Origin of the sequence: Billgrantia montanilacus (assembly GCF_003336675.1) — a bacterium.
Lineage (GTDB): Bacteria > Pseudomonadota > Gammaproteobacteria > Pseudomonadales > Halomonadaceae > Halomonas > Halomonas montanilacus.
In genome coordinates this window covers 86,654-103,391 of record NZ_QPII01000008.1, presented here as the reverse complement: position 1 = coordinate 103,391, position 16,738 = coordinate 86,654, and the positions used below count along the sequence as shown (strand labels likewise).

The 16,738-nt window shown below is 59.5% G+C and carries 11 protein-coding genes; 3 read left to right on the top strand and 8 right to left on the bottom strand.

Annotated features, from left to right (window positions below; genetic code table 11):
- The first annotated feature begins 220 nt into the window (after positions 1 to 220).
- The 3 genes from DU505_RS12330 to iadA are packed head-to-tail and all read left to right on the top strand — an operon-like array spanning position 221 to position 4,877.
- Positions 221 to 1,066, top strand: a complete 846-nt coding sequence (locus DU505_RS12330; protein WP_114479290.1) for a cyanophycinase — start codon at positions 221 to 223, stop codon at positions 1,064 to 1,066.
- 5 nt (positions 1,067 to 1,071) lie between these two features.
- Positions 1,072 to 3,708 carry a cyanophycin synthetase gene (gene cphA / locus DU505_RS12325; RefSeq protein WP_114479289.1) on the top strand — a complete coding sequence of 879 codons (2,637 nt, stop codon included), beginning with the start codon at positions 1,072 to 1,074 and terminating at the stop codon, positions 3,706 to 3,708.
- A complete protein-coding gene (gene iadA, locus DU505_RS12320; protein WP_114479288.1) occupies positions 3,705 to 4,877 on the top strand; it encodes a beta-aspartyl-peptidase in 1,173 nt (390 codons plus the stop codon). The genes cphA and iadA overlap by 4 nt, the downstream gene beginning before the upstream one ends.
- 117 nt (positions 4,878 to 4,994) lie before the next feature.
- Here the strand turns inward: iadA and DU505_RS12315 are convergent, their stop codons facing one another.
- The 8 genes from DU505_RS12315 to DU505_RS12280 form a co-directional block, all read right to left on the bottom strand.
- Positions 4,995 to 5,663, bottom strand: coding sequence for a dihydrofolate reductase family protein (locus DU505_RS12315; protein ID WP_114479287.1), 669 nt, complete (start codon positions 5,661 to 5,663; stop codon positions 4,995 to 4,997).
- An 816-nt stretch (positions 5,664 to 6,479) separates the two neighbouring features.
- Entirely contained in the window at positions 6,480 to 7,475 is a 996-nt protein-coding gene (locus DU505_RS12310; protein WP_114479286.1) for a hypothetical protein, read from the bottom strand.
- 237 nt (positions 7,476 to 7,712) lie between these two features.
- Complete coding sequence (locus DU505_RS12305; RefSeq protein WP_114479285.1) at positions 7,713 to 8,705, bottom strand: hypothetical protein; 993 nt, start codon at positions 8,703 to 8,705, stop codon at positions 7,713 to 7,715.
- Positions 8,706 to 8,933: 228 nt separating this feature from the next.
- Complete coding sequence (locus tag DU505_RS22370) at positions 8,934 to 9,929, bottom strand: hypothetical protein (protein WP_147273075.1); 996 nt, start codon at positions 9,927 to 9,929, stop codon at positions 8,934 to 8,936.
- A complete protein-coding gene (locus tag DU505_RS22875) occupies positions 9,919 to 13,476 on the bottom strand; it encodes a hypothetical protein (protein ID WP_245947923.1) in 3,558 nt (1,185 codons plus the stop codon). Before DU505_RS22875 ends, DU505_RS22370 begins: the two co-directional genes overlap by 11 nt.
- On the bottom strand, positions 13,473 to 14,279 hold the full coding sequence (locus DU505_RS12290; RefSeq protein ID WP_114479283.1) for a DUF4123 domain-containing protein: 807 nt from the start codon (positions 14,277 to 14,279) through the stop codon (positions 13,473 to 13,475). Before DU505_RS12290 ends, DU505_RS22875 begins: the two co-directional genes overlap by 4 nt.
- Positions 14,276 to 16,444, bottom strand: coding sequence for a type VI secretion system Vgr family protein (locus DU505_RS12285; RefSeq protein WP_114479282.1), 2,169 nt, complete (start codon positions 16,442 to 16,444; stop codon positions 14,276 to 14,278). The genes DU505_RS12290 and DU505_RS12285 overlap by 4 nt, the downstream gene beginning before the upstream one ends.
- 1 nt (position 16,445) lies before the next feature.
- Complete coding sequence (locus tag DU505_RS12280; RefSeq protein WP_114479281.1) at positions 16,446 to 16,733, bottom strand: type VI secretion system PAAR protein; 288 nt, start codon at positions 16,731 to 16,733, stop codon at positions 16,446 to 16,448.
- Between the last annotated feature and the right edge of the window lie 5 nt (positions 16,734 to 16,738).

The window sequence follows — 16,738 nt, the reverse complement described above, 5'->3', positions numbered from 1 at the left end:
GTTTATCGTTGCTGCGCTTGGCCAATACGCAAGTGAGCAGGAGCTCCACTGTTCCACAGGAGGGATTTAGTCAGGCCAAGGGTCCATTATTAATCTGGCTAGGGTGGTTTCCAGCTGTTATAAGTGAAGACTCGGGTTAAAAAATCACGCGATACGACATTGCCGGTATCGGTAACGTTTCAGCGTTCCTCAAAAAGCGCCGCTGGGCGGCGAATGGAATATGACTTCACACTACCCCACCGCTTCCGGTCACATCGTGGCCATTGGCGGTGCCGAGGACAAGACCTCCGAACTCGCCATCCTTCGACGAGTTTTCGAGCTCGCCCCCGAAGACAGTGACGAAGTCGCCATCATCGCCACGGCCAGTAGCATTCCTGAACAGCTCTTGCCCTGCTACGAAGCGGCTTTCTCTCGTTTGGGGGCAAGCCAGGTCCATGCGCTGGACATCCAGGATCGCCAACAAGCCGCCGATGCCGACAATGTCCGGCTTATTCAACGAAGCGGCGTGATTTTCTTTACCGGGGGAGACCAGCTTCGCCTGACCAATATTTTTGGCGGCTCAGCCACACTTCGAGCCATCCGCGAACGCTTGAAGGCCGGCGCCGTCGTGGCAGGAACTAGCGCCGGCGCCGCAGCCATGCCAGGCACCATGATCTATAACGGTGCGGCGGCAGACGCCTTGCGCAAGGGGGCGGTCAACATGAGTTTCGGACTGGGCTTCGTTCGCGGGATGATCATCGACAGCCACTTTCTCGAGCGGGGGCGATTCACGCGCCTAATGGAAGTGGGTGCCAGCAACCCGGAGCAGCTGGGTGTCGGCATTGGTGAGGATGCTGCTGTCATCGTTCATCCGAACCGTATCCTGGAAGCCATCGGGCCGGGGCACGTCATCATCATCGATAGCCGGGATCTGGCGAGCTCCAATATCGCGGAACTGGCCATGGGTGAGCCGGTCGCCGTCGAGAACATGATCCTGCATGCCATGGTCAGTGGCCATGGGTTCGATATTGATGCACGACGCTATCTCGTCGCCGACGAACTCAAAGCCATCCTGGCGGAGAGGTAAGCGCAATGAATATCCTCGAGCACCGGGCGCTACGCGGCCCGAATTACTACAGCCGCTATCCGGCAATCTTCATGCGTCTGGACATCGGTGAGCTCGAGGAGCGACCGAGCGATACCGTTCCTGGCATCGCAGAGCGCATCACCGACCTTCTTCCGACCCTATACGAACATCGCTGTTCGGTCGGGAGGGCCGGCGGTTTTCTCGAACGACTCGAGCGGGGCACCTGGGCCGGCCATGTGGTAGAGCATGTGGCGATCGAACTGCAGAATCTGATCGGCTTTTCGGTGGGTTACGGCAAGACGGTCGATTCCTACGATACCGGCATCTATAACGTCGTCTATCGTTACCGCGACGAAGCCTGCGGTCTGGCGGCCGGCGTGGAAGCCGTCGATATCGTCGCCCGGCTCTTCAATGGCGACACAATCGATATCCCCGCGGTGGTGGCCCGCCTCAAGCAGGTGCGCGACGCGCATATGCTGGGACCATCCACGGCATCGATCGTGGATGCCGCCAAGCGCCGAAGGATTCCCTGTGCTCGCCTCGATGAAAACAGCAGCTATGTTCAATTGGGGCACGGCTGCCGTCAGCAACGGATCCAGGCGACGGTGACTTGCCGCACGAGCCTGATCAGCCACGGCATCGCCGATGACAAGCACTGGACCAAGCAAGTGCTCGGCGAGGCCGGCATTCCCGTACCGCGTGGCCACATTTGCCATTCGATCGATGAGGCGCTCGAGGCCGCTCTCGATATCGGCTATCCCGTTGTCGTAAAACCGCTTATCGGCAATCACGGCCGCGGTGTCAGCACGGACATCACCGACGACCCGGCGTTGCGGGAGGCGTTCACCATTGCCTTTCGCCACAACTCGACGGTCATGGTCGAGAGCTTCGTCAAGGGAGAGGATCACAGGCTGCTAGTGGTCAATGGCAAGCTCGTCGCCGCCGCCAGACGGCGCCCGGCCCATGTGGTGGGCGATGGTGCAGCGACGCTGCAGGCGCTGATCGACAGGGAAAACCAGGACCCACGTCGCGGTATCGGCCATGAAAACCTGCTGACACAGATTCAGATGGACGAGCATTCCCATCGGCTGATAGCGCAGCAGAATCTGACCTTGGAGAGTGTCATCGCGAATGGCGAAGTCATCTATCTTAAGTCCACGGCGAACCTGAGCACCGGGGGCACTGCCACGGACGTCACCGACGATGTCCACCCCGAAGTGAAGTACACGGCAGAGCGCATCGCCCGCCTGATTGGATTGGATATCATCGGCATCGACCTGCTCGCCGAGACGCTGACCATACCCCTGGATGAACAGTCAGCCGCAGTGGTCGAAGTCAACGCGGGACCGGGGTTTCGCATGCATATTTCACCGACCCATGGCACGGGCCGGGATGTCGGTCAGCACGTCATCGAGATGCTTTTTCCCGATAGCGAGGACACCGGGCGAATACCCATCGTTGCGGTGACCGGTACCAATGGAAAAACCACAACGGTACGTTTGATCTCGCACTTGCTCCGACAGGCCGGACGCAGTGTCGGCACGGCCTGCACTGGCGCCATCGAGATCGACAACCATACCATCATGCGAGGGGATTACAGCGGGCCACAGGCGGCCACGACCGTACTTCGCGAGCCAACCGTAGAGTATGCCGTGCTGGAAGTCGCACGAGGCGGAATCATGCGTCGCGGGCTGGGCTTCGATGAATGCCAGGTCGGGGTGCTGCTGAACATCGAGAGCGATCACCTGGGGGAGAACGACGTCCATACCCTGGATGAGCTGGCACGCTGCAAGGCCGTGGTGATCGACGCGGTCCACCCGAAAGGAACGGCCGTGCTCAATGCCGACGATCCGCGCGTGCTGGCGAGCAGGGAATGGGCCAGAGGTGACGTGATCTACTTTTCCCTGGATCCCGAGTCAGAGCCTGTCCGTCAGCATGTGCAAGACCATGGGATCGCTTTCACGGTTCATGACGAGTGCATCGTGATGCGCCAAGGCAATGTCGAAGCCTCCATCATTTCGGTGGTGGATACCCCTATTACCTTCGAGGGCCATGCCCGTTTCAATATTTCCAATGCCCTTGCCGCCAGCGCTGCGGCCTATGCCCTGGGGCTAACTATTGCCGATATCCAATTGGGCCTGCAGACGTTCCACCCGACGCCGGGGCAGAATCCGGGACGCACCAATTTTATCGACGCCGGCGATATTAAAGTGTTGATCGACTACGCCCATAATGTGCCGGCGCTGAAAGCCCTGAGCGAACTCGTGAGCCGAATCCCAGCGCAGCGGCGCATCAGCGTGGCCAGCGCCCCGGGTAACCGTCGTGACGAGGATCTGTATGACCTGGGAGCCCAGCTTGCCAGCATGCATGACATCCTCTTGCTTTGTGAAACCGACCCGCGAGGCCGCCCCGATGGCGAGGCCGTCGGCTTATTGCGTGCTGGAGCGGAATCCGTACCCGGCACCTGCCGAGTCGAGGTAATCATGAAAGAACGTCACGCCGTCGACAGGGCGTTCGATGAGGCCAGGGAGGGCGATCTCTTGGTACTGCTGATCGATGACATCAATAGCGCCACCGAGCGCCTGCGGGGGCGCCGGTTCCTGCCGGATACCCCAACGGGCGACGCGGGTGGCCGACCATGAGCCCCGAAGAAGTATCTAAACCCGGCCTCATGATGCTGTTGCGCGTCGGCGCAATTTATTCACCCGAGCGGCTCGAGCAAACCGATATCCTCATGGCGGGGGGAAAAATCACAGCCTTGGGAAGCGACCTTGACCTCCCCAAGGGCTGGCCGATCGAGGTGGTGGAGGCGCGTCATCTTATCGCCGTTCCCGCCTTCATCGATCAGCATGTGCATGTCACCGGAGGCGGGGGCGAAGGCGGTTGCGGTACCCGCTGCCCGGAAATTACAGCCCGGGACATCGCGGCGATGGGAATTGGCACAGTGGTGGGTGTGCTTGGCACCGACAGCATCAGCCGCTCCCCGGCAGACCTGCTGGCAAAGGTACGTGGGCTTGGTGCCGAAGGCATATCGGCCTTCATGTATACCGGCGCGTATCGCGTTCCGCCTCCCACGCTGACCGGCGACATTCAGCGCGACCTGGCCTGGATTCCTGAAGTCATCGGCCTGGGTGAGATCGCCATCTCGGACCATCGTTCTAGCCAGCCACGCCAGGATGAAATCGAACGGATCGTCAGTGATACTCGCGTTGGCGCCATGCTGGCCGGCAAGCGGGGTATCTGCCACTTCCATATCGGTGACGGTAAGCGAGGACTGGAACCGCTACGCAGATTGCTATCCGAGACCGAGATTCCCGCCGACCAAGTCATCCCCACCCATGTAAATCGCCACCCTGCCTTGCTCGAGGAAGCCGCGGACTACGCGCTGGCGTTCAACGCAAGTGTCGATGTCACCGCCTTTGAAGATGCCGGCGACGGCCTTTCTGCCTTTGATGCGGTGTCTCGGTTACTGAAGCTCGGCGTCCCCCCCGAGCGCATCACCATGAGTTCCGACTGCAATGGCAGCTTGCCTGAATTCGATGCCAACGGGACATACCTGGGAATGAAGGTAGCCAGGAACACGACACTGATTGCGGATTGGCAACGCCTCGTTCGTGAAAGTGTGCTGCCGCTCGAAGCCGCTTTGGGACTGATTTCCACGAACGTGGCCCGGGTACTCGGTTTACACGCCACAAAGGGACGTATCGCTATCGGCTTCGACGCCGATGTGACGCTACTCGACAGCGAACTTCAGCCCCAGCAGACGTTCGTGGCGGGGAAATGTGTTTATGACGTAAGCAACACAGAATAGCTCGCGACAGCGATGCTGCCATGCCATCACATAAGAGAAATACGCTGTGGGAGACAGCTTTAGCTCCGGCCCGACGCTTCGGCAACCGCGGTGTTGCCTTCCCTGGCTAATCACTCGCTAACCTTCCCGCTTCACCTTCTCGCGCCGCGCGACCTCCGCCGCGGTTGGCGGGTCCATGGCAAAGTCCCCCGTTTTCACCGCGCCCTCGCGTATATACTTCGCGATCACAATGCCGTTGGGCGACACTCGACTGGCCGCAAGCTCGAACGCTGCTGGCTTCACCCCATCATCGAACAGCTTCTTGCCCTTCCCTAGCACGACGGGGAACGTGAACGTATTGATTTCATCGACGAGGTCGCTCTTCAGCAGCGTCTGGACCAGCGCGGTGCTGCCTTGGGTGAGAAGCGCCGGCCCGTCTTCCTGCTTCAGCCTGGCGACATCCGATGCCGCGTCACTGAGGGCCACCGACTCCTTCCAGGTCAAATCCAGGCCCTTTCGGGTCGCCACGTACTTCTTGATCGAATTGAAGGTTCTGGCGATGAAATCATCAGGCCCTTCCTCCGCATACGGCCAGTGCGCGGCGAAGATCTCATACGTCTTGCGGCCAAGCAGCAGGTCGAACGGCTGACGGAACAGCTTGTCCATCTCTTCTCCGAACACCTCGTCCACCAGCGGTGCGACCCAGCCGCCGTAGCGGAAGCCACCGGTCGGGTCTTCCTGCGGCCCACCGGGCGCCTGCATAACGCCATCCAGTGAAACCATGGCGCCGACAATCACTTTACGCATCGACTCATCCTCCTGGTTTGCTTTCACACCCAGTCGTCGAGCGAGACACCACGCAATCGACAGCCCGGTACGCTCTCGCGCACGAGTGTCCTCAGCGAGAATGAAACACATACTACGTGCTTCGGCATAGCCTCTTTGTATCGCAAACTGCCAGAGTAGTCTCTGCGTGGACTAGAGTGGGGTAAGCCCAGCCGTTGCTAGTTTTTATTCGGTTCATCGCATTTTGGCGTGAACCTGCTCTGCATAGGCTGCATTGCGGAAGGGGGCTCGACGACAGCGACGCAGGCGCTCCTTGTTGGAGCGCTGGTTCCCATCGCGACTGGCGCCGATAGGCGCCCGGCGGAGGCTGCCGCGCTGGCAATAACCGCGACCATCGGTAACGCCGCCGGGAGTCCTTTGGCCTCCAGTCGTGATCTGAAGATACTCCTACAGCGCGGCCATGACTTCCCTTGCCATTTCACGCCAAAGTGTGAAGATCCTTTTATTCTTGCCTATCCGACAGCTTCGCTCAACGTTATTTCAATAAATAACAACCTGTTATGCTTGAGTAAGCAATCTGTCCTAAATCAATTGGATCAGCCGAGGCCGTATCGCCGACTGGATGCCCGTGTTGGTGAGAATCGCCTGGTTGACGAGCATCTAGGCCGAGGCAAGCGGATGTGCTGCATAGAGGGATGACGTCACTTCGGCTGACAGGCGGCGGAGGCACGCCGCTCTATCGATTGACAAGGCTCGGCGCCACTTATGCAACTGAGTTAGACCTACCGTTCCTCCAGCGGCTAGGCAGCCCCCCGGTGATTGACTCGTTACTGCGGCTTAGCGCAGGCGAATATTCTTGCGGTATTTCTCTTCCTGGATCTTCTTCACGCTGTCTTCGTCCATATTACGCCAGTAGCGCGGGTCGCGACCCTGCAGCTGGTCGGCGGCTGCCGTGGTGGGGTCCTTGTGGCGGTGAATCTCCAGGCCAGGCACATCGGGTAGCGGCTGCGAGACGTCCATGTAGCGTTGCAGGAACTGCCACGCTGCAACCAGCTCGCCGGGCATCTTGGTCGGCGGAAACTGGGCGTCCAGCTTCTGCCGGATTTGCTGGAAGGGATGATAGAGAATCAGCGAGTAGGTGGCGCTGCCCTGGGTATCGGGCGAGCTTTGCAGAAAAGCATCGTATTCATGGAAGGGAGCTTCCAGGCGTGGCTTCCAGGCATTCCTGGGGTCATAAATAGTGAACAGACCTGTTTGGCGGTTAAGCTGCCAGATAGGAGATTTCCTCATCCCATAAAAAACACTCGAATGATTAGCCTCCAAGTACCGTCCCCCCTTCCATAAAAAAAGCGAAGTCAAGATACATGGCAGAAGATAAAAAGCACCTTCAATGGCCATACTATAGAAATACTGGAAGTCTTTAGGGCCTAAAATCCAATAAAAAAAGGCGCCAAGAAAAATTATAGAATAGGTAATAATGAATATAAAAAAAAATACGATGCCAAACCCCATTACCACATGAAGGCTTTTTGCTAAAGCTGTATGATGAGGGGGAATAATACTTTGATGATCATAACGCACCTTCAAACCCTTGAAGATATTATCATCTATCAACCCTTCCTCGGCTCTCAGCGTCTCCCAATTCTGCGAGATAGCAATATTATTATAGCCGTATTCTTCGTTCGTCCCATTATCCTGGGTTCGACGATTCCAGGAAAGCCGCGAACCGATAATGGTATCTCGCTCAGGGTGCGCCGCCTCCCACTGCTGGCGCTTGGTGGGGGTATAGGCATTATCGGCGTAGTAGTCGCCGAGGTTTTCTTTAGCGGACATTGAGTCTTTCCTTGATCCAGTAGTCATCTTCAGCTCTCTCGACGCTGAGGACGGTGGACATATCCTCCGACATGGCCGTTGTCAACGTCAGCGGGGCAGCATCCCCCACGCTACCGCCGGGGCAGACAGTCGATGCCCGCCCTGATGAATGATTTTCCCCCCCTGCTCCGCGGTTTCTGGCAATAGCGGGGCCAGGGCCTTCCTGTGAAGGCCCGGTGATGACTCGATGACAGCGGCTTAACGCAGACGGATATTCTTACGGTACTTCTCTTCCTGGATCTGCTGCACGCTGGCTTCGTCCATGTCTCGCCAGTAACGCGGGTTACGCCCCTGCTGCTGGTCCGCCGCTGCCGTGGTGGGGTCCTTGTGGCGGTGAATCTCAAGACCCGGCACATCGGGCAGCGGCTGCGAGACGTCCATATAGCGTTGCAGGAACTGCCACGCTGCAACCAGCTCGCCGGGCATATTGGTCGGCGGGAATTGGGCATCCAGCTTCTGGCGAATCCGCTGGAAGGGGTGGTAAAGAATCAGCGAGTAGGTGGCGCTGCCCTGGGTGTCAGGGGAGCTTTGCAGAAAAGCATCGCATTCATGGAAGGGAGCTTCCAGGCGTGGCTTCCAGGCATTCCTGGGGTCATAAATAGTAAGTAGGCCTGTTTGTCGGTTGGCTTGCCAAAGAGGAGACTTCTTCATTCCTAAGAAAATATCTGAATGATTCTTAAGCAACCAATTACCTAACCTATAAAAGGTGTAAAATAAAGCTGACAGAAAGAGAAGTGTTTTTATTAATCCTTTTGCAGCTTCCCAAGACCCCTGATAGTCACCGTTAAAAAAAGCGGGGACGAACAAAAGCGGCACAAGAAAAAATAGGAAAAAAATAGAAATATACCCCCCCGCCATGCAGATTGCGGTAGTTGTGTGAAAAAAACCCGCCTTTGCTTTATAATTAGGCGGCATAATGCATTGATGATCATAGCGCACGTTCATATTCTTGAAGATATCGTCGCCTACCAGGCCTTTTTCTTCACGCTGCGCCTCCCAATTCTGCGAGATGGCGATATTATTATAGCCATACTCCTCGTTCGTCCCGTTTTCTTGGGTTCGACGATTCCATGTCAGCCGCGAACCTATGATGGTATCCCGCTCAGGATTCGCCGCCTCCCACTGCTGACGCTTGGTGGGGGTATAGGCGCTATCGGCGTAGTAGTCGCCGAGGTTTTCTTTAGCGGACATTGAGCCTTTCCTTGATCCAGTAGTCATCTTCAGCTCTCTCGACGCTGAGGACGACCGACATATCCTCCGGCATGGCTGTCAGCGGGGCAGTATCCCCCACGCTACCGCCGGGGCAGACGCCCCGCGCCTACCCTGATTTCATCCTTTTCCGCCCCGCTGCGCGATTTCAGGCAATAGTGGGGCCAGGGCCTTCCTGTGAAGGCCCGGTGATGACTCGATGACTGCGGCTTAGCGCAGGCGGATATTCTTGCGGTACTTCTCTTCCTGAATCTGCTTCACGCTGGCTTCATCCATGTCCCGCCAGTAACGCGGGTCGCGACCCTGCCGCTGGTCGGCTGCCGCCGTGGTGGGGTCCTTGTGGCGGTGAATCTCCAGACCCGGCACATCGGGCAGCGGCTGCGACACGTCCATGTAGCGTTGCAGGAACTGCCACGCCGCGACCAGTTCGCCGGGCATCTTGGTCGGCGGGAACTGGGCATCCAGCTTCTGCCGGATCCGCTGGAAGGGGTGATAGAGAATCAGCGAATAGGTGGCGCTGCCCTGGGTATCGGGCGAGCTTTGCAGAAAAGCATCGTATTCATGGAAGGGCGCTTCCATGCGTGGCTTCCAAGCATTCTTGGGGTCATAAATAGTGAATAGACCTGTCTGACGGTTGGCTTGCCAGAGGGGGCCTTTCCGCATCCCAAAGAAAATCTCTGGATGCTTCTTTTTCAGGTATTTACTTCCTTTCCAAAAAACCAAAGTCACAAAAATAATTGGAAAGGAAAGCTTTGCACTCGCAGATAGAAGCGACACAAAGTATTCGACATCATTTCCACCAAGTATCCAATGATACAAGCCAACCAAAATTATCATGCAAAAGCCAATAGAAAATAGGAAAAAAAAACCTATTGAAAGAGCCACTCCCATATGCATATATCTTGCTAGATTCGTATAATTTGGTGGCATAATAGCCTGGCTGTCATAGCGCATCTTAAGCAAGTGGTAAACATCATCATTTTCTACGCCACCATCAATGCGGCGCTGTTCTTCTTTTTCGGAAATCGATATATGACTAAAGTCATAATCTTCTTCCATTGCATTATCTTGGGTTCGGCGATTCCATGATAGCTGAGAGCCTATAATGGTCTCCCGGTCAGGATTCGCCGCCTCCCACTGCTGGCGCTTGGCGGGTGTATAGACCGTATCGGCGTAGTAGTCGCCCAAGGGTTCTTTAGCGGACATTGAGCCTTTCCTTGATCCAGTAGTCATCTTCGGCTTTCTCGACACTGAAGACGTCCGACATATCGTCCGGCATGGCCTTCAGCGGGGCAGGCGCCGGGTAGATTCGCCGGCTGGCGAGCAGCGGTATCTGCGTCGCTTCACGAAATTGTACCTGAACGTCCCAGCGATACTCGGTGCTGCTGCCAAAGCCACGCATGGGCTCGTTGGCGGGAGAGTGCACATAGTAGCTAATGTGCTGCGCGCCCAGCTGCGTGAGCAAGGGCTGAATGCGCCTCTCGGATGTCTCATCCCAAGCGCTGCCCGCTGGCGAGCGATAGTGATCTCCCTGCACCAGGCGTAATACCGTTACGTCATTCAATTCGATGCCCATACCGGGTAGGGCGCTGCGCACCTCGATGGCGGTATTGATGGCCTGGTGCGGGTCGAACTGGGCTTGCCAAAGGTGACCCATCGGCATGGCCGTTTCAACGGGTGAGGTGTGAGTCTTGCCAAGCCGAGCCAACAGGGAATCGCGCTCCACGGGGCTAACCCTGCGCAGCGATATCTGAATATTGGCGAAGATTCCCTGCAAACGGTAATACGCTTCTTCCGGTTCTTCCAGCCATGGGGCAACGCCGCGCTGGTCACCAAAGGGGCCATGCTTGATCCACTGTTCCAGCGGGCCGTCGGTTAGTAGCATACCGGCAACACCACCGCCGAGAAGCAATGCCAGGCCGATCCAGCCCACCGGACCGCTGAATAGTATCAAAAGCGTGGCGCCGGCCGCTGCCACACCATAGGCCAACGCTGCATCGGTATCGCCCTCGCGCAAGCGTTCTATAGCTGCCCAAGTCATCGAAACGGCCATCAAGATGCCCGCCATTTTAGTAACCACCCAGTTAACCCGGATCAACTCGGGGATTCGGCGTAGTAAAAAGCTAGAGCCTTGATTGTGTAACAGCACCGTCCGGCTAAACTGGCTGATAGTAATTACAGGCCGAGGTGCTTGATGGCGTCGTGAAATATAGTCACTCAAACTTAAAGTGGCTAAGCTCAAATCAATCGAAGCTGAAAAGAAGCTAAAAATCGTCTTTGCTTCGAGATTTTTCCCTATTGCACTTGAGCTCAGCCCCAAATTCACCGCCTGCACAACGACCATGATATAGGGCAGCCGAGTGGCATCGGTGGCACGCTCGACAAAGCCGATGCGGCTGCTGCCACGGCGTACCAGGTCGGCGGCGCGTGAGTCGGCGGGGGCAAACACGAAGCGTACCTCGCGGGCTTCGCCTACCTCCCCCATGGAATTCAGCCGCCGCTGATTGGTGCCGCCCAGCAACTTACCGTCCGAGGTGCGATATATCTCGCCATAGAACTGGCGATGGTTGTTCTTGGCGATGTACTCCCTTTCGGCGGCGTCGATACCGAACTTCATGCCTGTTGCGACGTCTTCCACGCCGATCAATACATAACGGCCCAGGTCGACATCCCCCAGCGGCTGGAAGGTGAGATCGCCCAGCACGCTATGCAGGGCACCGCGCGAGGCATTGAAGGCGGGTAGGTAGAGTTTTCCCGTCATGGCCGTGCGCTGACTCTCGTCCGCCACTTGAGCCAGCAAGTTCTTTCCACTCTCGGCTATCTTGCCGAATACGCTATCGAGCGCACCGGCCCAGCGCTTGAGTTCATCGAGCGTGCTGGTACGGGCCATAGCAGCCAGCAGCGAAGCTTCGAAGGTCTGCAGGTCGTCCGTCTCCGGCACGTCGTTACGCTCGCCCTCCTCGGCCAGCGCCTTGACCCGGAAGCGACCGCTTCCGTCGTTGCATTCCTCTTCCGGCAATACGAAGGGCTGCTCGACCGGGTGGGCCTCGCTATCGGGGAAGCACATGGCGTGAAGCGGCTCACGGCTGCCGTCTTCGAGCAGAGCCAACAGGGTACGCTGGGCCTTTGCCGCATTGGCGGTATGGAACAGGCTGGGAATATCCTGATCCACCAGGGTATCGACGCGCTTCGGGTCTAGGCTCAGGGCGGTGAAGCACTGCTCCGCGAGACAGAAGCCGCTGACGTAGTCGCTTCCCTCCAGGCTGAAGTAATCCGCCAGTATTCGCTGGTAGGCTGCGCTGCCCAGCAGGTCGGCCAGGCGCGTCTGGTGAAACTCCCAGAGCCGATGGGCAATATCGCGCGCCAGCGTGGCCACGCTGGTGTGGAACTCCCCACCGAGGTAGCTCAGCGCCTGCTCCGAAGCGAAGCGACGCAGCGGGTTGCTCTCACCACCGATGCGCTCGGGCATGACGCGCTTTTGTATCATGACGGCGCTGCGAAAGTGTGGCCGGGAAGCACAGCGCTCGAGCAGCAGCGTCAGATAGTTCTGCGCCAGTTGTGTCTGGCTCAGGGCGTGGCGCAGTTCGAACAAGGGATCATTGAGGACGAGCCCCGGTATCTCCCGCTGCCGTGCGTCCTCCATGATGTCGCTGCCTTCGGGCAGTTCCTGCCAAACCGGTGGCTCGCTGGCCTCTTCAGCCTGCGCCATGTCGGGCGCACTGCGGTTTGCCTGACATACCGCTTCAGCCGCGGCCGCGCGCAGGCCGACCTCCCGCTTCAAGGGCGAGTCGTCTCTGTTGGCCTCGTTCCAGGCACCATTCACCGCATCCGACCCACCGCCATCGAAGCGCTGCTGCTCGCTCAAAGCCTGCTGGTAGCGCGAAGATACGACGCTACCCGACAGGTCCTCGGTCCAGAGTGGCGGGTGTGCGAGCTGGGTTTCGAGGCCGGCGCTTCGTTCGCGCTGCGGAGCCAACTGCTCGGCCGCCAGAAGCCGCCCACTCACCACGCGCTCGGACGAACTGCGCAAGGAGACGGACTGGAAGCGCTGGTTGAGCGCCGTTGGATTGGCTTCCAGGTGATTCAGCCTGGCAGCCGACCATTGAACGTCCGAGAACGCGACCTTGACCTCGCGGTTCAACCAGTTCATTTCACGGCGTGCCGGCAGCCATAGTTCCGTCAGCGGCTGGCCGATGGCAGTACGGCGGTCATCGACATAACCATCGGCATCGCTACGGTGCTGAGCTAGATCGACATCGCGGAACTGCCACTCACCCGATTCGGAGATGCCTACCTCGATCTCTCGCCATATGGCGCCCCGATAGTGGATGTACAGGTAACCGGGGCGACACGGCAAGGCGTGGACAGCATCGTCCAGCAGCGATTGCCACAGGGCCAACGGTATGACGGGCTGCACGACGTAATGTTGATGAACGGTATTCCGCTCATGCTCTTGCCACGGCGTGACGCCTACGTTGCCGAACAGGGGCACCCGTATCGGCTCGCCTTCTTCACTGGCGATTTCCAGCCAGACATTACGACGCGGCTGCCCTTCCCAGGCCCAGCCATGAATGCGGCTCAGCGGCTCCGGCAAATCCTCTTCCTCGACCGCCTCGGCAAGGGCTGCCTGCTCCTGCTGGTCTTCCAGGTCGTAGAAGACGAAGCGGTGGCCCTCGGGATGCTCCTTGCCCATGACCTGAATGAAGAGCTTGGGTTCTTCACACGCCTTGTGCTGGCTCAATTCCTGGCTCATGTGGCACTCCATTGACTGGGGGATTGCATAGGCTCTTCAAGACCAACAGACGGGTCGCTTTTCTGGCCCAACGCCTGTTCGAGTCGAGCGCTTGCAAGAAAACGACGATAGGCTTCCGGATCCTCGAGACTCTCGCCCGGCTGGTGAAAATCCTTCCAGGCTCTCATCACACGGATATAACGCTCGAGCGAGGCTTCCTGCCCGCTGGAAAGGGCAAGCGTTGGTTCCGCCCCTGCCGGCGTTTTTGCGGCGTGAGCTGGCTCCCCGTGAAGCACTGTCTCGCCCTCATCGGCACATAGCGCATGCCATGCACCAGCCGTGGAGTTTCGCGGATGCGCTTCTCCATGCCATATCCAGCGCTCAATAGGACCGAACCAGGCCTGGCTGACATGTTCGGGAGCAGCAAAGAGCACTGCCGCAACGTCGGGATGGTAGTACCGCAACATGCCTTTGCGATCACCGTAAAAGGCAACGCTCAAACAGCGGCGCAGATGCGCCAGCATCTCACCTTCCGGGGCTTGGCTGGCAACGACGATACCCGGAGAAATGCCCTTTCTCGGATCCTGGGAGAATGCCTGAAACAGGTCCCCTATCGCATCGCTTACGCGCAATACCACCGGGCTTCTTTTCAGGAAGTCGGAATATGGCGTTTCCAGAAACAGCCATTCGTATTCGAGTTTCGGCACCTGCCTGTACAGAGACGTCAGGGTCTCGCCGGTCTCTTCGAGTACCAGCCAGTGACTCAAGTGGCGGCTCTCATTCCTGAGCAGCGCGGACAATGAATCGGCGCGGATCACTTTCATGACAATGCACTACCCCTGCAGGGACAGTCGGACAGGGGGCAGCTTCCGTCACGCTGCATCTGGCAGCGCTCGATCATCGGGATATCCTCCGCCATGGCCTGATCGAGGCGCTTACCGAAAACCGGCCCCATGGTGACATCCTCATGCGACTCACCCGTTGCCTCCCTCGGCAACGCCGGCGCCTGGGCCGCCTGGCCGGAGCCGGAGCCTGGGCTGCCGCCGGAGTTGATCTTCACGCTGGCACCGACGATGGTCACGCCGCTGGGGTCGAGCTTGATGAAGCTGCCGCCGGCCTTGAGGGTGATCTCGGCGCCGGCTTCGATCACGACCTTCATGCCCGCCTTGTGGTGGATCTCCTGGCCGGCCTCGACCAGCTGAGCACGGCCGATCTTCTCGTGGCGGCTGGCATCGACGATCAGGTGGTCGTCGCCGTCGATTTGGGTGTGCCGCTGGCCGTGTACCGTCAGGTGGTCATCGGCGTGGACCTCGCCGATGCGGTCGTTGTGCACGGTGAGGAAGCTGTCGTTGCCGATCTCCTCGGTGCGGTCGTTGTTGGTCAGCAGCTCCAGGTCCTTCTGGGCGTGCAGCCAGATCTGTTCCCGCTCGGCTTCGTCCTCGAAGCGCAGTTCGTTGAAGCCGTCGCCCTTGTGGCTCTGGGTACGCAGCACGGTGCGGGTCTTGTGCTCGGGCAGGGCGTAGGGCGGGGTGTTCACCGCGTGGTAGGTGCGCCCGGTGATCAGCGGCTGATCCGGATCGCCTTCGAGGAAGGAGACGATGACCTCGTGCCCGATCCTGGGAATCGCGATGCTGCCGTAGCCGCCACCGGCCCAGCCCTGGCTCACTCTCAGCCAGGCACTGGCTCCGTTTACAGCGGCTTCGCCGCCAGCCCCGGCGGTATCGGGCTCGGCGTAGCGGTCCCAGGGGAACTGCACCTTGACCCGGCCGTGCTCGTCACAGTGGATCTCCTCACCCTCGGGACCGACCACGAAGGCGACCTGGGGGCCGTCGACTCTCGGCTTGGGATTGGGCTCCGGGCGCCAGGCGGTGTCGGCGGGGGTGAGCAGCAGCTCGTTGTGGTAGCGGGTGCTGTCGTTGCCGCCGATGCCCTGGCGGTCGCTGGCGGTCACGCCCATGGCATCTTCTTGCAGCGCCTGGGGCTGCCTGCCGTGATGCACCACCGAGACCACCTGCCAGTCGCGGTTGAGGCGCTCGGCGTCGTGGTCGGTGAGTACAAAGCGGTTGCCGGGGGCGAGTTCGGGCAGGTCGCTCTCGGCCTCGGCGGTCAGCGCATCGTGGCGCAGGTGTTCCAGGCGGATGCGGGTGAAGGCCTCGCCGGAGGCGTCGGCCTTGTAGCGGCCGGGGTAGTCGTAATGTTCGTAGTCGTCCCGTTGCGCATGCTCCTCCAGCCCTTCGGCCATATCCTCATGGAGTTGCGCGTATGCCGGCTGCTTGAAGGAGTAGTCCTTGAGCATGGCCGAGGCGGGGCGGACCCGAGAGACCTGCTTGAGCTTGCGCACATGGCGCAGCGGCGGCGTGCCGCCGGCGCGGCCGTGATAGGTGCGCTCGCCCAGGCTGGCCAGCACCTGGGGGTCGTCGGCGAAGACCAGGCGGTGGACGCCGCCAGGACTGTCTTCGCCTGTTTCGAAGAACTCGTGAAAGTAGAACAACCCCTCCTCGGCGGCCAGGCGCTGGATAAAGGCCAGGTCGGTCTCGCGGTACTGCACGCAGTATTCGCGCTCGGCGGGTTCGCGGGTGGCGGCGAAGGCCACGTCGGTGATGCCGCGCTCGTCGCACAGGGTATTGATGATGGTCAGCGGCGAGACGTTCTGGAAGATGCGCGAGTTGTGACGCAGCGAGAGGCGCCACAGTGCCGGCTGGAGGGTCAGCGAATAGAAGGTGCGGCGATGGCCGCGGTCGCCGCGGCCGAAGGCGGTGGCGATGCCGTGGACCCGGCGCAGGACCTCGCCGTCCTGCCAGATCGTCAGGCTCAGCTCGCGGTCGAGGAAGGCCTCGGGGGCGAGATCCGGGTCGCGGCTGGCGAGGTTGACCGCCAGATGGAAGGGCTGGGAGAGCGCCTCGGTCAGCGTGAAGTCGACCACGGCCAGGTCGATATCGTCGGCCCCGGCGAGGGCAAGTGTGAACTGAAGACCGGTCTGGTTGGCCATGTCAGCTGCCCTCGCCGGTTGCGCTGCCGATCACCACCCCGCCGCAGCTCACGGCATGGCCGGTGAGCGCCGCCGGCTTGCCGTCGACCAGGATGGTGCCCGAGCCCTCGGCAATGGCCCGCGGGTGCGAGGAGTGATTGGGCTTGCTGTGGGGGGCCAGGGGGTCGCCCAGGCGCGCTACCGGCTTGCCGTCCACCATCACGGTCGGGCTGCCGGCGATGACCGGCGTCGGCGGGAAGCCATCGTGATCGGTACCGATGTCTCCCACGAGTACGAGCTTGCGTCCCATCTGTC